This is a genomic window from Acinetobacter sp. ABJ_C1_1 (assembly GCF_044684115.1).
Classification (GTDB): Bacteria; Pseudomonadota; Gammaproteobacteria; order Pseudomonadales; family Moraxellaceae; genus Acinetobacter; species Acinetobacter nosocomialis_A.
On record NZ_JBITPU010000028.1, the window covers coordinates 1 to 16,098 of the forward strand.

Annotated in this window: 15 protein-coding genes and 1 pseudogene; 6 read left to right on the forward strand and 10 right to left on the reverse strand. The window is 35.3% G+C overall.

Features of this window, described 5'->3' with window-relative positions; genetic code table 11:
- Positions 1-1,346: hypothetical protein (locus tag ACG59Z_RS18365; RefSeq protein WP_400200658.1), on the forward strand; the 1,346-nt coding region annotated here is incomplete at its 5' end.
- A gap of 67 nt (positions 1,347-1,413) precedes the next feature.
- On the opposite strand, the gene ACG59Z_RS18370 is transcribed toward ACG59Z_RS18365, so the two are convergent.
- Complete coding sequence (locus tag ACG59Z_RS18370; RefSeq protein WP_020753155.1) at positions 1,414-2,355, reverse strand: type II toxin-antitoxin system HicB family antitoxin; 942 nt, start codon at positions 2,353-2,355, stop codon at positions 1,414-1,416.
- A 654-nt stretch (positions 2,356-3,009) separates the two neighbouring features.
- Here ACG59Z_RS18370 and ACG59Z_RS18375 point away from each other — a divergent pair.
- Positions 3,010-4,500: a toll/interleukin-1 receptor domain-containing protein gene (locus tag ACG59Z_RS18375; protein ID WP_400200659.1), complete on the forward strand. Its 1,491-nt coding sequence runs from the start codon at positions 3,010-3,012 to the stop codon at positions 4,498-4,500.
- 351 nt (positions 4,501-4,851) lie between these two features.
- Here the strand turns inward: ACG59Z_RS18375 and ACG59Z_RS18380 are convergent, their stop codons facing one another.
- The 4 genes and pseudogenes from ACG59Z_RS18380 to ACG59Z_RS18395 form a co-directional block, all read right to left on the reverse strand.
- Positions 4,852-5,631 (reverse strand): hypothetical protein, encoded by a 780-nt coding sequence (locus tag ACG59Z_RS18380; protein ID WP_396522975.1) that lies wholly within the window; start codon positions 5,629-5,631, stop codon positions 4,852-4,854.
- Positions 5,632-5,767: 136 nt separating this feature from the next.
- Complete coding sequence (locus ACG59Z_RS18385; RefSeq protein WP_400200660.1) at positions 5,768-6,298, reverse strand: hypothetical protein; 531 nt, start codon at positions 6,296-6,298, stop codon at positions 5,768-5,770.
- A gap of 576 nt (positions 6,299-6,874) precedes the next feature.
- Positions 6,875-6,979: pseudogene (locus ACG59Z_RS18390) on the reverse strand (sulfite exporter TauE/SafE family protein); the annotation flags it as partial.
- 77 nt (positions 6,980-7,056) lie between these two features.
- Positions 7,057-7,653, reverse strand: coding sequence for a TetR/AcrR family transcriptional regulator (locus tag ACG59Z_RS18395; protein ID WP_400200661.1), 597 nt, complete (start codon positions 7,651-7,653; stop codon positions 7,057-7,059).
- A 180-nt stretch (positions 7,654-7,833) separates the two neighbouring features.
- Here ACG59Z_RS18395 and ACG59Z_RS18400 point away from each other — a divergent pair, with 180 nt between their 5' ends.
- Genes ACG59Z_RS18400 through ACG59Z_RS18410 form a run of 3 tightly spaced genes read left to right on the forward strand, consistent with a single transcriptional unit; the run spans position 7,834 to position 10,702 of the window.
- The gene (locus ACG59Z_RS18400; RefSeq protein ID WP_000848932.1) at positions 7,834-8,886 is read left to right on the forward strand and encodes a sugar phosphate isomerase/epimerase; all 1,053 of its coding nucleotides are present in this window, start codon (positions 7,834-7,836) and stop codon (positions 8,884-8,886) included.
- Positions 8,887-8,907: 21 nt separating this feature from the next.
- A complete protein-coding gene (locus ACG59Z_RS18405; RefSeq protein ID WP_400200662.1) occupies positions 8,908-9,807 on the forward strand; it encodes an alpha/beta fold hydrolase in 900 nt (299 codons plus the stop codon).
- The gene (locus ACG59Z_RS18410) at positions 9,791-10,702 is read left to right on the forward strand and encodes an alpha/beta hydrolase (protein ID WP_400200663.1); all 912 of its coding nucleotides are present in this window, start codon (positions 9,791-9,793) and stop codon (positions 10,700-10,702) included. Before ACG59Z_RS18405 ends, ACG59Z_RS18410 begins: the two co-directional genes overlap by 17 nt.
- Positions 10,703-10,784: 82 nt before the next feature.
- Here the strand turns inward: ACG59Z_RS18410 and ACG59Z_RS18415 are convergent, their stop codons facing one another.
- Entirely contained in the window at positions 10,785-11,594 is an 810-nt protein-coding gene (locus ACG59Z_RS18415; RefSeq protein ID WP_400200664.1) for a sulfite exporter TauE/SafE family protein, read from the reverse strand.
- Positions 11,595-11,692: 98 nt separating this feature from the next.
- Between ACG59Z_RS18415 and ACG59Z_RS18420 the strand changes: the two genes are divergently transcribed.
- Positions 11,693-12,481 (forward strand): AraC family transcriptional regulator, encoded by a 789-nt coding sequence (locus ACG59Z_RS18420; RefSeq protein WP_400200665.1) that lies wholly within the window; start codon positions 11,693-11,695, stop codon positions 12,479-12,481.
- Here ACG59Z_RS18420 and ACG59Z_RS18425 read toward each other — a convergent pair.
- From ACG59Z_RS18425 to ACG59Z_RS18440, 4 genes are read right to left on the reverse strand one after another with little or no spacing between them, the layout of a single operon-like run.
- Positions 12,476-12,964 carry a GNAT family N-acetyltransferase gene (locus ACG59Z_RS18425; protein WP_400200666.1) on the reverse strand — a complete coding sequence of 163 codons (489 nt, stop codon included), beginning with the start codon at positions 12,962-12,964 and terminating at the stop codon, positions 12,476-12,478. The two genes, ACG59Z_RS18420 and ACG59Z_RS18425, sit on opposite strands and share 6 nt — an antisense overlap.
- A gap of 2 nt (positions 12,965-12,966) precedes the next feature.
- Positions 12,967-13,731, reverse strand: a complete 765-nt coding sequence (locus ACG59Z_RS18430) for an ABC transporter ATP-binding protein (RefSeq protein WP_400200667.1) — start codon at positions 13,729-13,731, stop codon at positions 12,967-12,969.
- Positions 13,728-14,738, reverse strand: a complete 1,011-nt coding sequence (locus ACG59Z_RS18435; RefSeq protein WP_400200668.1) for a FecCD family ABC transporter permease — start codon at positions 14,736-14,738, stop codon at positions 13,728-13,730. The genes ACG59Z_RS18430 and ACG59Z_RS18435 overlap by 4 nt, the downstream gene beginning before the upstream one ends.
- Before the next feature lie 2 nt (positions 14,739-14,740).
- Positions 14,741-15,760 carry an ABC transporter substrate-binding protein gene (locus ACG59Z_RS18440; RefSeq protein WP_400200669.1) on the reverse strand — a complete coding sequence of 340 codons (1,020 nt, stop codon included), beginning with the start codon at positions 15,758-15,760 and terminating at the stop codon, positions 14,741-14,743.
- Positions 15,761-16,098: the final 338 nt, after the last annotated feature.

The window sequence follows — 16,098 nt, forward strand, 5'->3', positions numbered from 1 at the left end:
AGGGAATTGATTACTCTTATATTTTAAAATTATGTCATGATTATTTTTTTAACAAAGATATCTTTAAGGAAAAATTTATAAAGGAAATAGAAAATAATTTAGTATATGCTCACCCGAGAATCCAATTACTACCTTTTTTTAGAAAAAAATCTAAATTTGGTACTTTTTTTGAGAAAATACTCACACCATTTCAAGAATATAATTCGCGCTCTTCTAAACTTATTGATAGAAAATTCAGCAAAAAAGATACAACATATATATTAAATGTCAGTTTTATTGCATTACATAAGAGACTAAGAATAGGAATTCTTTATCATGATGATCTCATGCAAAATGATAAAGCATATTTCACAACAAAAATCATTGAAGACTGGCTAATCAATGATAAAAATAGTATTAATAAATCTTACACTTACAGTAAGCCTCCTGTTTTTCTAGATGATTCAAACGATTTTTTTGGTGTTATTGAAATCAGTCAAATACTGTGTATCAATAAACTTCTAACCCATAAATTTTTAAAAATCCCAAATATTCCCGTCACAAAAAAATTTATCAATCGTCATAAAAAATTTTGCTTAAATAAAAAATTTGTTCTCGATTTTAATGAAAAATATATTTTTTTAGCCCCATTGGCAAAAAAATTAAATGTTTCAGTAGTTACGCTTAAAGACAAACTTGCTAGCTTGAGCATTAACCCTGTTATGCAAAACAGTCTTTATCCTGCCTATTATTGCAGAGATGATGTTGAGCATATCAGCAAATCTATTATTGAGAACGTAACAGTATACGAACACAATTTTGGACGAAGAAAAGAAGGGACTTGCTCAAAAAGCAAAAAACAAGAATTTCTAAGTCTAAATGAAGCAGCCCTTATTTTAAATATTTCCTCCGAACAAGTATCTCAACTTATCGATCATAATTGGCTAATTATTGATGATCCAGAAATACGTCCCAATGCCATTCTAAGACGTAGTTTTGATAAGTTTTTACAAAGGAAAAATGATCCTACTTTTATTGAACTTGATGAGGTACTTAAGCTACTCAACTGCACATTTAATGAACTTCAGAATAATTGGATTAGGACAGGTTTCTTAACAGTTCGGCGTATAGCATATTGGCGTTCTATTCCGCAAAAACAGCTCAACTATGTAACAGAAATTCAAAAAGAATTTTTTACTGCCTCTGAAGCTAATAATTTTCTAAATATGCATGCAGCTCATATTACGAGTTTAGTGACACGAGGCTTAATCAAACCACATTTATTTGGTAATCATAATTATTCTATTAGATTATTCAAAAAAACTGATGTGGAAAAATTATTACAAGCAGGTTATGGTAAAAAGTAAATGATTCTTGCGGTTCGTTAGTAGAAGCCCCGAGTGTGCTCCAGCAAAATTACTCGGGGTTTTTTGATTACAAATTTACATATTGTGATTCTGAAATATTACTCAATAGATTGAAAAATTCTGGCCTAGAATCTTGAGTTAATTTATTTCTCGGGAATTCGCCTAAAATTTTTACAGCTTCTAAAGAGTCTAATTGAGAAGTAAATGGGACAGGATGCCGAATAAAACTAGTTTTATTTGTTAATACAGCAGTATCGAGAACTTCTTTGATTTCGTTGTAGCGAGGCTTTCTTTGGGCCGTCAAGAAAAGCCCATCAAAAATAATATATGTATCTCTTAAAGCAGGTAAATTAAGTTTAACAATTGCCCCCATTAGAGGTAAATTCGTTTCAGGTCCATCATCATGACTATAACCATGACTTGGCGTACGATGCGTTGCAAAAAGAATAACTTCATCGCTATAAGAATTATTTAGATAATTTAACAAATTACAACAATTATCAGTTGTATTACCTTCTTTATATCTTAAAGCGGAAAAATTCTTTTCATTATTAAAAATGGCTGCCAAATTTTGCGCGAAAGGAAGATATTGTTTACAGGCTTTTGTAATGAAATCTGATCTTGATGAAAAAAGGTTTGTATTATGAACTTTATCTTTTAAAAAGTCGTCTACCTTTCTCGTTAATGAAATCGGCATAGTTACATTAATTTTTTCTGTTTTTTCACTATACACTGACGTATCAATACTTATAACGTGAAAAAAAACATCTTTGTCACGATTTTTAAACATGATTGAGGTCATCTCAGCCGGCTCAGGAATATCTTCACCACGGTCACTGAGAAAATCGAAATACTCAAGTATTTTTTCTTGAATCTTATTTATAGCTTCATCATAACTGGAGCCAGTTGCTATAACTTTTGAATGCTCGAATAAAGTGGCTTCATAAACATCTTTTCTAAAAAATGATTTTGATTCAGTAACTTTAACAAGTACAGTATAATTTTTCACTTATAACTCCATTTTCTGTCATTTTAAAAGAACTGAGATATCTTTTTATATTAATTATAAAATACTTAAAGTCAACTAAGTTTTATTTCAATAATTTAGAACTAAATTCCAAATATTTGATATTACAAAATATATAAAGATAACCCCATAAATCTTATTTTAAAGATTTTTAGATTTAACTTCTATTGGTAGTTTTCTTTCATAAAACGCGTCTGTACTGCTCGATTCCTTAACGCTATCTATTTCATTCCCAACACAACTCATTCAAATCAGATCCTGCATTATTCTGTTTTTCTAAGCCCCAATACCACTCGACGTTTTGAATTTCTACTTATAAAGTATTTTTGCTTCACAGCTTTCAATAGTTTTAGGGCTATCACCTGATCCTACACGCTATGAATTATTGAGCTATTCAAATTGGAAAATTTTGTTTTATTCAAGGTTAAGAATTGTAATGAACTGAATGTGCGTTTCTGAGGTTCTCATATTCAGTAATTATTTCTGAATTAAATTTCAATAAAAGGCTTAATTTCAAAATAATTTTCTTGAAATTCCTATAATAAACTTGATTAAAACTAAAATTGATTTTACTTTTTAATAAACGGTTATGCTAATTAAGACCATTATTTTTATTAATTTTTAAAGATATTAATTATGACAAATATTGAAAATGATCAAACTCCGAAAGTTTTTATTTCCTACAGTTGGACTACGCCAGAGCATGAAGAATGGGTGTTAAATTTAGCTAATGATTTAAATGATAGCGGTATTTTTGTTGTTCTGGATAAGTGGGACTTACGTCCAGGGGATGACTCTATAAAATATATGGAAAGTATGGTGTTAGACCCTGAAATTACTAAAATAATTATGGTGATAGATAAGAAATATACAGAAAGAGCGAACGCAAGACAAGGAGGCGTAGGTACAGAATCAACAATTCTTTCTAAAGAACTTTATTCGCAGAAAGATAATAAAAATATTGTCGCAGTAATTGCTGAACCAGAATGTGTACCTCCTGTATTTTATTCTAGTCGTATTTTTATTGATTTATCTAATACTGAAACATACGCTGATAACTTTATGAGTTTAGTTAGATGGATCTATAACCGTTTCCAATACGAGCGGCCAAAAACAATTGGTAGTCGTCCAAGTTATATTACAGATGACGTTAATGAAAACGTAATGTTTACCAATGTTGAATTTAAATTTGCTCTTGATGCAATCGAAAAAGGAAAACCTAATACTAGTGGTACAATTAACTCATATTTAAATAAGCTAGCCAATGAATTAAAAAAATTATCTATTCAAGCTTCAGAAGCTACAATAGAAGATGTCAAAAAAGGTTTTCTACAATTTCAACCACATGCTATCGAGTACAAGAAACTTTTGAATGCTGTTTGTATGCATTCAAACGAATTGAAAATCTATAAACATTTTCGAAAATTTTTAGAAGGTTTACTTATTTTTTTAACTGATGAAAATATACATCAGCACAAAACAAATGATTTCCTTTTATATGAAACAATAATTTATCAACTTTTTTTAAGCACGATAGCAATTTTATTGAAAAATGAAGAATTTGAAGCATTACATGAATTTATTGATGAGGTTTATATTCATCCGCCCACACATTTTGACTTTCATCGAGGTGAAAGAACGTCAACATTTAAAATCTTTGCTCCATATCATCATGAAAATTATAAGGCACTATATCCACAAAAAATTGAGCCGATTGCAGCATTACTAAATGAACATGTAAATCAAGATATAATCTCTTTTAATGATTTATGTGAAGCAGATATATTTTTATATCTAAAATCAGTTGCTCAAACGATATTTGAAGCAAAAGAATATATCATGTGGTGGCCAATTCTAGGATTATATATTGGCTACCGACCAACTCCTCTTAAAATATTTACTAAAGCAGGACGTCCAAGTGTTTTTGATGAAGTAGTGAAATTGTTTAACTCAGAAGATTTAAGCTTTATTGATACATTATACACTGAAGCTTCAAGTACTAGTTTTGGCTCCCTTTATATACCTAGATGGCAAAATGGTATAGGAAGCTTGGATGTTATGGCTTTAACTAATTATAAAGAATTGAAGAAATTTAATTTATCTGAAAGATTAGCAAAATTAAAATAAAAAAGAGTCCGTACCTTGGGGAAAGTACGGACTATAAAACCAATAAAGGCATTTAACGATAAGCAGTTCACATAATATAAAGTATATATCGAGTTTTTTCAATATAAACGTTAATATTTTGTTCTCATCTTTTTTTTAACAATTTGGGTGGCTTCATGAAAATCTATATCAAAACAAATCCAAAACTTTAATCGTTTATTTCCAAGAATAGAACTCTGAGTGAAATACTCTGACTTTAAAACTGGATCAATTTCAGCAGCTTTAAATGACTAACCATCTTTCTCAACAACCTGACCGTTAAGATCACCACCTATACAAATTTTCTTTGTCATCATATAACGATTTGAGAACTTATAACTGATATTTTCCTTTATCTGGAGAATCTTCATAAATTCTCCTAGTCTGGTTAATACTCTCTGCAATTTCTGGTATATCTTCTATATATACTAAAGGGATGAATAAATTTTTTTCTTTTCGATTTAAGTAGCCGGGCTTTAACCTATCCTTAAAACTACTTGAATTTATGAATAACTCAAAGAAATAGCCCTCAAAAGCCATACAAAACATATAACCTTTTTGAGTAAGTCGATGATATGGGTTTACAATCATAGAAACAGGATGTTCTGATAATTTACCAACATTTTCATCGGCGAGTAATCTTATTCGTGCTGAAATTAGTGTAGGATTTAAAATACATTTATCTGTAAAGGCATTTACTAAATACTGACTAATTCCCCTTTCTATTACGATTCCATTATAACTTTCATGACTAGAATAAGCTGCTCTCCAATAAATTGAGCAAATATAAAGAATTAAGCGGTATTGATCTACATTTTTTAAAAATATACCCAGCTCACTTTCACTGGCATTTACACCTTTTTGTTCTTTTCTTAATACATGAATTGAGTAGTCTTCAAATTTACGATTAAAAAAAGATTCACAAGATTTACATAAAAGCTTGGAATCCCAAGTATCATTACTCTTTGATATTTTCTTATCTTTTAAACAAATACTTATTCCAGCATTGCCTACAGACTTACGTAAAATACGACTAAAAACCGTTTTCCCAATTACATGTGAGCGTTGTAGCTCCTTTTTCTCACAACATAGCTTACAAATACCTAAACTCATATTATTTCTCTATTAAAGAAAAGCCCATCAATTGATGAGCTTTTAGATTATTTAACTTTTATTGGCTTAGAATCACCTACTTTTACTCTATCTGGTGTTTTTACAATAGGCGGTGTTGGTTTCCGATCACTCATTTTTACCTCATAAAGTAACTAATTAAAATCGTAAGTATCGCACCTATAAAGATTAATCCACTTACTTTCAATTCGTCAAAAGCTTTTCTTAAAAATGTTGTCTTAATTTTATTTTGAACTTCATAAGAATCTATAGCAAAACTTAAATCTCTAGCAAGATTGTAGTAAATAGAAATTTTTTCATTTTGAGTAAAAAAATCAATCATTTTCAAACTAGTATCAAGTTTTTCTATTTCAACTGTCTGCATTACTTGTAATAGATTTCGAATGACTACACACAGAGAAATAAAACATGTAAATAATAATAAGATAGTAATATTATCAATAAATACCTTTTCAGTTACTTTAAGATCAATTAAGTAATATTTAATTAATACGCTTGCCGCTGCAATAATGATAGAAGCAATACCTAAATACTTAGAAGCCTTGTCTTCATGTCTAGCATAACGAGCACGAGCGGAATCATATTCTTTTAATAGGAAGTCATACATAGTTTTATAAACTTCAATATCTAAGTCTTCTTTATTACTCATCACGTTATACATATTCCTTTAATAATGTCCCAGTCGAAGCGGAGCAACAAGTAATTTCGTCATCTAAATCTTCAATGATTTTTAATGAGCCAATCAGAACTTGCTTGTCCACTTTTTAAAGTGATTATGTCACCTACTTTTGAAATATCTGATTGCTTCTGTTGTTTAATTTCAACCATTGTCTATATAGATCATCGCTAACACTAACGCTGGCGTTGTCTTAATCTTCTTATCATGCTGCCCCTCACAATCAAAAGATTTCATTTTTCCAATAATTTGATCAGTAATCCAAAGTTTTTATAATTTTCTCTCAGCTACATCTCTGTAACCCATTCAGTAGTATTCAAAAAATCTTAACTTATCTGACATACATTTAAGATAAATCTTAACTTATATGACAAAATGATGATGAGATCAAGTGTCAATAAAATTTACAATCTATTGATTTTATTTAATAATTAAATCTCAAACTATCTGTCATTTAGCGGCCATTTAAGACATAAAATTTACAGTTTTAGAGTATTTAGAGATCCGATTTTTAAGAGAGATTACTCTTCAATTAATTGAAATAAAAAGTTAATTTACACAAAGCATGACGAGTAGAACTATTATTAAAAGTAGCGGATACAATCTTGCCCGCCATAAATCAGGTAGTTTTGAAATAAATTTTTCAATAAAAAAAGGAAACCATTTAGGTCTCCTTATACTCCACACAAATTGGTTAACCCCAATCAGAGTCTTGTTAATATTCCCCTGAATTAGGTTGCTAAATATCGATCAAGGTTCTGTAAAGCAAAGCTGATTACTGTCGCTAACTCTTCTTGCGAATATCCATCTCTTGCTTGAACAGATAATCCATGCAGAACAAGCGCGTAATATTGCCCTAAAGTTTTAGGGTCCGCCTCTGCCACCAATTGTCCGTCTGATTTTGCCTGAACAAATCGATCGACCAGACTTTGGCCCCGTGCAATACGCTGTGCTTTCATCCATTCCAAAACAGCTTGGTTTTCTTCACCTAACACACTCGCTGCCGACACAACCATACACCCATACGAATGGTTGGCTTGCGTGTAAAGGGCTAGTGCATCTTGAAATAATTGGTTTATTGCATCCTTAATATTTTTTTGCTTTAAAGCATTTAGCGCGAAATTACCTTCGTTCTTTTCATAGTGATTTACGGCCTCTCTAAACAAGGCCTCTTTTGAGCCAAACGCTTTATAAATTCGAGCTGAGGCAATCCCCAAAACTTCAACTAAATCTGACATTGATGTGCCTTCATAGCCGTGAAGCCAGAAAAAATCTCTCGCTTTTACGAGGGCTTCTTCTCGATCAAACTCTCTTGGTCTGCCAGCCATAATGACCCTTTATCAAATTGAGTACCTCTTTTTATTATTATTCGAAAAAAATATTTTCACAAATAAATCAATGAGATTTAGTCAAAATACTTTCGTTTTGTTTTGATTTTCAAATAAAAAGTTGTTTTTATCCAAAATTAAGCCTATTGTTTGTCGATCGACAACTAATTAGGTTTTATTATGAAAACCATCAAAGGCCCAAGTATTCATCTTGCTCAATTTAGTGATGATGTTTTCCCTTTTAACCGTCTAGAAGATATTGCTGCTTGGGTAGCAAACCAAGGCTTTGAAGCGGTACAACTTCCTGCTTGGGATAAGCGTTTATTTGATGTCAATTTGGCAGCAGAAAGCCAAGATTATTGCGATGAAATATTAGGTACTTTAAGCAATCATGGCTTAAAAATTAGTGAGTTAACGACTCATATTTTTGGGCAATTAATGGCTGTACACCCTGCTTATGACTCAATGTGCGATAACTTTGCCCCCTCTCATTTACATGGTAATTCAGCAGCTAGAACCGTGTGGGCAAAACAACAAATGCTCGCTTCAATTCAGGCATCTGCCCGCCTAGGGCTTAAAGACATGGGGACATTTTCTGGCTCTTTAGCATGGCCTTATGTATTTCCATTTCCTCAAAGACCGTCAGGGCTTATTGAAACAGCGTTTGATGAATTAGCACGTCGTTGGCTTCCGATTTTGAATGCTTGTGATGAACAAGACGTCAACCTTTGCTATGAAATTCACCCCGGTGAAGATTTGCATGATGGCATTACATTTGAAATGTTTTTAGAGCGGACTCATAACCACCCACGTTGCCATATTCTTTTTGACCCAAGCCATTTTGTTTTACAGCAACTGAACTATGTGGAATATCTCGATATCTATAAAGATTTCATTCGCATGTTTCATGTTAAAGACGCCGAATTTAACCCAACAGGTCGCCAAGGAATGTATAGCGGCTATCAAAGCTGGGGAAATCGAGCGGGTCGATTCCGTTCTACGGGTGATGGTCAAGTTGACTTTAAAGCAATTTTTTCAAAGTTAGCACATTACGACTACGAAGGCTGGGCCACATTAGAGTGGGAATGTTGCCTCAAAAATAAAGATGATGGCGCACGCGAAGGTGCCGAATTCATTAAGCAAAATATTATTCATGTCACCGATAAAGTGTTTGATGACTTTGCTGCTGCCCCTGTGAATCAGACTCAAATTAATCAGCTATTGGGTATTTAAGGAAGTGTAAGAGAAATCAACATGAAAACTCAATTATTCAATGAAAACTCACATAACGAATTCCAACATCATTACATTCACATCGAGAGTAAAAAATTACACTACGTCACCTTAGGTGAAGGCCCAGCGGTATTACTAATTCCAGGTTGGCCACAAACATGGTACGCGTGGCACAAAGTCATGCTTGAGCTGGCGAAACAGGGTTATCGAGCGATCGCGGTTGATTTACCCGGAACAGGAAATTCAGCTCCACTGGATGGAAGTTACGATACGGGTCGCATCGCTAAAATTTTATCAATACTCATGACTCAACTTGAAAATCCAACTTATTCAATTGTTGGCCACGACATTGGCATGTGGGTTGCCTATGCGCTTGCATCTGACTTTCCTGAGTCTGTAACTCGTCTTGCGGTCACAGAGGCTGTGATTCCCGGTTTAGCACCCGCACCTCCTATTTTTGTTGAGCCGAGTGAAAACATTTTTCTTTGGCACTTCATGTTTAACCAAACCCTAGATTTACCCGAAGCTTTAATTGCAGGCCGTGAAGATACTTATTTAAATTATATGTTTGATAAATGGTCGTGGCACAAAGATAAAGTGGCGACTGAAACTTATATCGAAGCCTATAAAATTCCGGGTCGTTTAACGGCGGGTTTTAATTATTACCGCTCTATTCCAGAGACTATTCGTCAAAATAAAATCAGAGAAACTAAAAGTTTAGATATGCCAGTTTTAGTCATAGGCGCTGAACATGCTACGGATAATGCACCGTATGAAACCATGAAAAAGGTTTCACCACATTTAACCAGTGCGATTGTAAAAGACTGTGGTCATTTCATTATGGAAGAACAGTCAGAAGTATTTAGCTCACTCATTTTAGATTTTTTGCAGCAGGAAAAAAGCCATGCCACTACTTGCTGAAATTGAAAGCTGGCTTAAGTCTAGACCAACCTCACAGGCTGTAAACTCATTACAAGAACTTAGGAAGCAAGTAAACAAAGACATTATTGATCAGCAAGGTATTCAGCATGATGCAAGCTATCAGCAAAGTTTTTATGTTGCTGTGTCAGATGGTGCCGAAATTGAAGTGCGTGTTTATGTTCCCTATTCGCTCGAAAATGTTGAGCAACGGCCTGCTTTAGTTTTTGCACATGGTGGCGGTTGGTGTCTCGGAAGCTTAGATGCATGGAACCGCACTTGTCGGTTGTTAGCAGAATCTATTCAACACGTTGTATTTTCTGTGGACTATCGCTTAGCTCCAGAGTTTAAGTTTCCAACACCTTTAAATGATTTTTTTACAGCATTTCGCTATATCCATAAGCATGCTTCACTATTTGGAATTGATCAAAACTGTATAGCTGTAGGTGGTGATAGTGCGGGCGCAAATATAGCTGCCGCCGCATGTTTAAAGGCAAAACAACACCCAGAAATTATGGTGAGCCATCAACTTCTTTTCTACCCAGCTTTAGATGCCACGATGAGTAGCAATTCGTATAGCCGATACGCCGAAGGCTATGGTTTGGAGTCATCCACAATGGTTTATTGCTGGAATCAATATGTGCAAGAGGAAAATGAAAAACAGAATGAACTTGTAAGTCCGTTACTCGCTCAGTCTTTAGATGGACTGCCAAATGCAACCATTTTTGTTTGTGAATATGACCCTGTTCGGGATGATGGTGAAAGATATGCTCAAAAACTATGGGATGCTGGTATTCAGGTGAACTTTCATTTATTAGATGGAATGATTCACGGCGCGATTCACATGACAGCAATTACCTCAGAAGCAAGAACGATCTATAGTAAAATTGCACTATAACCATCTATTCATAGCTAGCATTTATAAATACGTAATATGTTGATTTATAGGTGCTAGCTACGGTAACAAATTAAATCAATAATTAATTGCCAACAAGCATCACCAGCAAAACCAAGATTAAAAGTAATGGATACAACTTTGCACGCCATAAATCAGGTAGTTTTGAAATAAATTTTTCTGAAAAATATAGCCCAATCCATGTTCCTGCAACCAAGAATAAGGCAGCTTCTAACCAGATTAGACCGATAAATCCACTAGGTGCCCATGTAGATTGCCAAAGTGACAATACACAATAGGTCAGCGTTGCAGTTAAAGACAAAGGCAGCGTGAGAATATTTGCAATAGCCGCGGCCTCTGCCATAGAACTACCCCGACGCCGTAATAAAGGAACTGTCATTACGCTTCCTCCAACCCCTAAAAGTGCTGCAACCCAGCCGATAATTCCGCCTTTAATGAGTTCAGTGTTTTGACCATACTGTTGCTTTTGCAGTGATGCCACCATAAATCCAGGTCTGTAATAACAATCAATAATGGTTATGAACACATAACCCATAAATATCCAACGAAGCCAACTGCCATTAAACAATGAGGCCATTACAGCACCGACAACTCCACCAAATGCGATACCACTCCATAAAAAGCGGATTTTTTGCCAATCTATATGTCCGGACCGATAGTGCCGAAAGGTTGCAAAACTTGCCGAACATAGCATGACAAAGGCTGATGTAGCTACGGCGATTTGCATGGCATGTATGCCGACACTACTTTCACTGCTCCACTTTTGAATAATGACTGTATAAAGCAAAGGCACAGCAACAAATCCGCCGCCAAAGCCAAATAACCAAGTGGTTATGCCTGAAAGTAGTCCAAATAAAAATAGCTCATATAGCATGATCATCTTCCTCACGTTTATAGAGGCATGATATAAAATAGCTCTATGGCAAACTAACGTAGAAAAGCCATTTTTTTATTTATTTCAGCCAAAAATATATGCGTAATATTCCAATTAACGATGTAGACCATCTACCGCAAGCGGTTCTAGCGTTAGGATCAGATTATCCTGCTGATACTTTGTTAGATACGCATAGCCATCGTCGCGCTCAGTTCTTATATGCACCCGAAGGCCTCATGAAAGTTGAAACTGAAGATGGACAATGGCTCGTGTTACCCTATAGCGGTGTATGGATACCCGCAGGTAAATCACATCAGGTATGGTTGTCTAAAGTCAGTACTTATAGTTTGTATATAGAAGCAGACCATGCCCCAAGACAAGCAAACTATTGCGAGGTTATCCAAGTCTCGCCTTTGTTACATCAACTGCTGATTCAGGCAAATCAGCTACCTGTTGACTACCAACGTGCAGGCCGAGACGGCGCTCTTATCGATTTATTGTTATATGAATTAGAAGCTGCACCAGCCCTACCTCTGTTTATTCCATTACCTCACAACACATTGTTATCTAAACAGTGTGCTGAGTTTATGCAGCATCCCAATATTCATAGCAGCCCTAAAGATTGGGCACATGACCACAATAAAAGTGAACGGACTTTTCACCGCTGGTTTAAGTCAGAAACGGGTATGTCCTTTCAGGCTTGGCGTAATCGGGTCTGCATCATCTATGCTTTAAATGCCTTAAAAGAGAATATCTCAATTACGGAAATTGCTTTTAGTTTAGGCTATGAGCACTCGGCAGCATTTACTGCAATGTTCAGTAAAATTATGGGTTATCCACCTACCCATTTTCAAAAAAGATTTCATATGCATAATAAAGCGCTATAAAGATTTACTCATGTGAATGGTGTCATACGTATCGATCCATTCTCTTTTAATAACGTCAAAGCCTTGGAGCCGCCAAAATTCTTCAGCCGCAGGTAAAAATGGATGAGTGTGCAAATACAAAGTAGTAATTTCATTGTTTTTTGCATGGCTAAACAACATGTCACATAGCTGAGTTGCGATGCCATTACGGCGGTATTCAGGCAATACAAACAACTTAACCACTTCCACTGTATTAGATGGCAAATTTAAATCAAAACGATGGTCATACGCCCGATATGCAATAGTGCCAATAATACGGTTTTTATCTTTTACCGTAATAAAGCAACCTAATGGATCATTAACATAATATTGCCCAAAATTTTTTAAATCTTTGGGAACTTGCCCATGATAGATTTCTGGGAATAATAAATGTCTTGTATAAAGTGCAAACTCTACAGCAGATGCATAGTCTGATTTGTCTGCTAGATGATAGTGAAAAGTCATATTTATAGCCAAGAATGATCAGGGATAACAATGGTTTTGTCTTGAATCATGGCTTCATGGAACTCAACATCGTAGACACTTTTTAAAAACTTCGGATCGGTTATTCGTGTTTTTGACTCAGGCTTAACGACTTCATGTTGGCGCATAAAAAACAAATGATCTGCAAATAAAAAAGCCAAATTAGGATCATGCATAATTGCAATCACCGTAAAATTTTGCCGCGACAACTGACGCAACTTTTTCATTAAATAAGACTGGTAATAAACATCGAGATGATTGGTTGGCTCATCGAGCAAAATGACTTTCGGTGCTTGCACTAAAATACGCGCAATCAAAACCAATTGCCGTTCACCACCCGATAACTCGGTATAAGGACGGTCACGTAAATGCTCGATGTCTAAATCAAGCAAAGATTGGTCTACACGTTCCCAGTCTGACTTTGAAGGACGATATCGGCTAAAAGCAGCACGCCCCGTAATCACCACATCTTTAACTAAAAATGGAAATACGGTTTTATGAAACTGCGGTAAAAAACCGAGTAAGGCTGCCCGGTCTTTCCCTTTAAAGTCCGATAGAAGTTTTCCTGAGTAGCGAATCAAGCCATCTTTTACAGGTTCTAGGCCCGCCATCAATTTAAAAAGTGTAGATTTACCACAACCATTACGCCCTAAAATCACTGAAAACTGATTTTCAGGAAACTCCAGATGAATATTTTTAAGGACTTGTTTGTGCCCATAGGCATAATTTAACTGATCAATTTGAATCATGCCCAATGAGTCCTCTGTGTTTTCATTAATAATAAGAAAAATGGCGCGCCAAGTAGCATGGTAAAAATACCAATCGGTATTTCAAACGTCAGTAAAACCCGAGAAAAGTTATCAATCAACAGTAGAAAACTGCCGCCCAACACCATATTGGCAGGAATACTGTAGCGATGATCTGGCCCAACCAACATTCTCACAATATGTGGCATAAACAGCCCATATAGACTAATAATGCCTGCCGCAGCCACAGAAGTTGACGTACATACAGTCACCAGAGCAATTAAAAGAAGTTGTTCCCACCTTGGGTTAACACCCACCGCCTGCGCTTCTTCAGCACCGAGTGCCATTAAGTTTAAGCGCCAACGCATTGCAAATAATCCGACAAGGCCAATACAAATAGGAAGCACGGCGTATTGAACCTTTTGCCAAGACGCCTGATGTAAGTTACCCATCGTCCATTGCACAATGGCTTGCAGTTTAAATGGATCACTTAGGTATTGAATAACTGTAAGTCCTGCCAAAAACAACCCTGAAACAATCATGCCCGATAAAATTACCATGACTAAAGATGTCTGGCTTTCATGTTTTTGATGTGCAAATAAATACGTTAAGCCAACGGCGCACACGCCAAAAATAAAGGCTGATAGGTTTGGTGAAAGCCAATTTAAAGACAGTGCCAAAGCTGCACCGAACGCCGCACCAGATGAAATACCGAGTACATAAGAATCAACCAATGGATTACGAAACAATGCCTGCAATCCATTACCCGCGGTTGCTAATGCAGCTCCCACCATAAAGGTCAGTAAAATTCTGGGTAATCTGACATTGACCAGTATGTTCTGCATCAGTCTAAATTGTTCAGCATCAAAATATGGCGTACCAAAGACTGCTTGCACACCCCACCGCAAATAGTCCCATGCACTTAATGTTTGCGTAGGCCCAATGAGCAAAGAGATAAAAATCATGACGAAAGGTAACGGGTAAAACCAATAATATTTCAGTTTTTCCATATTCATTGCACCAACGCTTTGGCAAGGTGCTCACCATACAACTTGGTTAAAATACGCTGTTGTAAGGCACTTACTGGTAAATCGGACTGTTCAGGGTAAATACCGTGATTTAGATAAATCGCCGTAATAATGATTTTGATGGTGTGCGGGTTATATATAAATGCAGGACTCAAATTAAATACCTTTCGGTTTTGTACAGCGCTTAAACCCTGTAATTCTTTTCGTTCATAAATCAGTTTTGGGTTGGTGTTCCAAAGCACAATATTGTCAGGGTTCCATTCAATGAGAGTCTCGGGATTTACATTGGGTTGGTTAGCATTGGTCTGAACAATGTTGTAAGCACCTGCCAGCTCAATAAAGTCATTGGTAATAGACTGACGTCCCGAAGTGGAAAAAATTCGCCCACCTGACCACGCATAGTAAATCGATTGCTTATTTGATTGGCGTGCCGTTTTTGCTGCGACTTCTGCCATAATTTCATCAGAAAAAGTCAAAATTTCCTGAGCTCGCTTTTGAGCTCCACTTAGAACAGCAATTTCAGATAGCTCTTCTTTTACTTGCTGGTAAGTACCTGACTCCATGGCATATACAGCAATGCCAAACTGCCGTAACAGCTCGATCGTTTGAGTTTGCCCGCTCCCCAAGATCACCAGATCAGGTTTTAACAACACCAGACTTTCAATATTGGTTGCATTTGCCCCTTGTGAAGGCGCTGCTAGCTGTTTATTGGCAATACGCTTATCTATTTTTGAATAAGCATCGAATAATAAAGGTTGGATGTATACTTCGGCAGGTATACCAATTACTTTGTCGCCTTGCCCTAGCATATAGAGGCCATCTAAACCCGACTCAAATAGAGAAACTATTCTTTGGGCTGGTTTGGCTACACAGACTTTTGTATTTGTACTATCAAAAACGCATATCGGATGGGCTACCAAGTTTTCTTGAGTTTTTCTACTTTGTTCAGATGAAGAGCAACCACATAGAATGAGTAAGGTGAGTACCGAAGCCCAAAACCTCATTACACCTCTCCATGCACAAATATGGTGCAAAACAAAAAAAATGTATTTATTTGGTGCAATTTTCATGTAAAAAAAACACCATAAGAGAGCAAGACGGTTTGAATTATCATTTATAGGGTATCAAATTAAATGTTCTACTAAAGATAAGAGTAATTAAGCAATAAAAATGCCAACATTAAAAAAATATATTTATAAAGCGAAATAATCAGTTAAAAAACCTATTTTTTCATGAAATTAAATAATGCCAACCTAATTTTTATTATTTATTATAAATCTTGATAATTTTTAAATTAATTTAAACAACCCAAAAAATTAAATATCAAATAACAAAATCACAA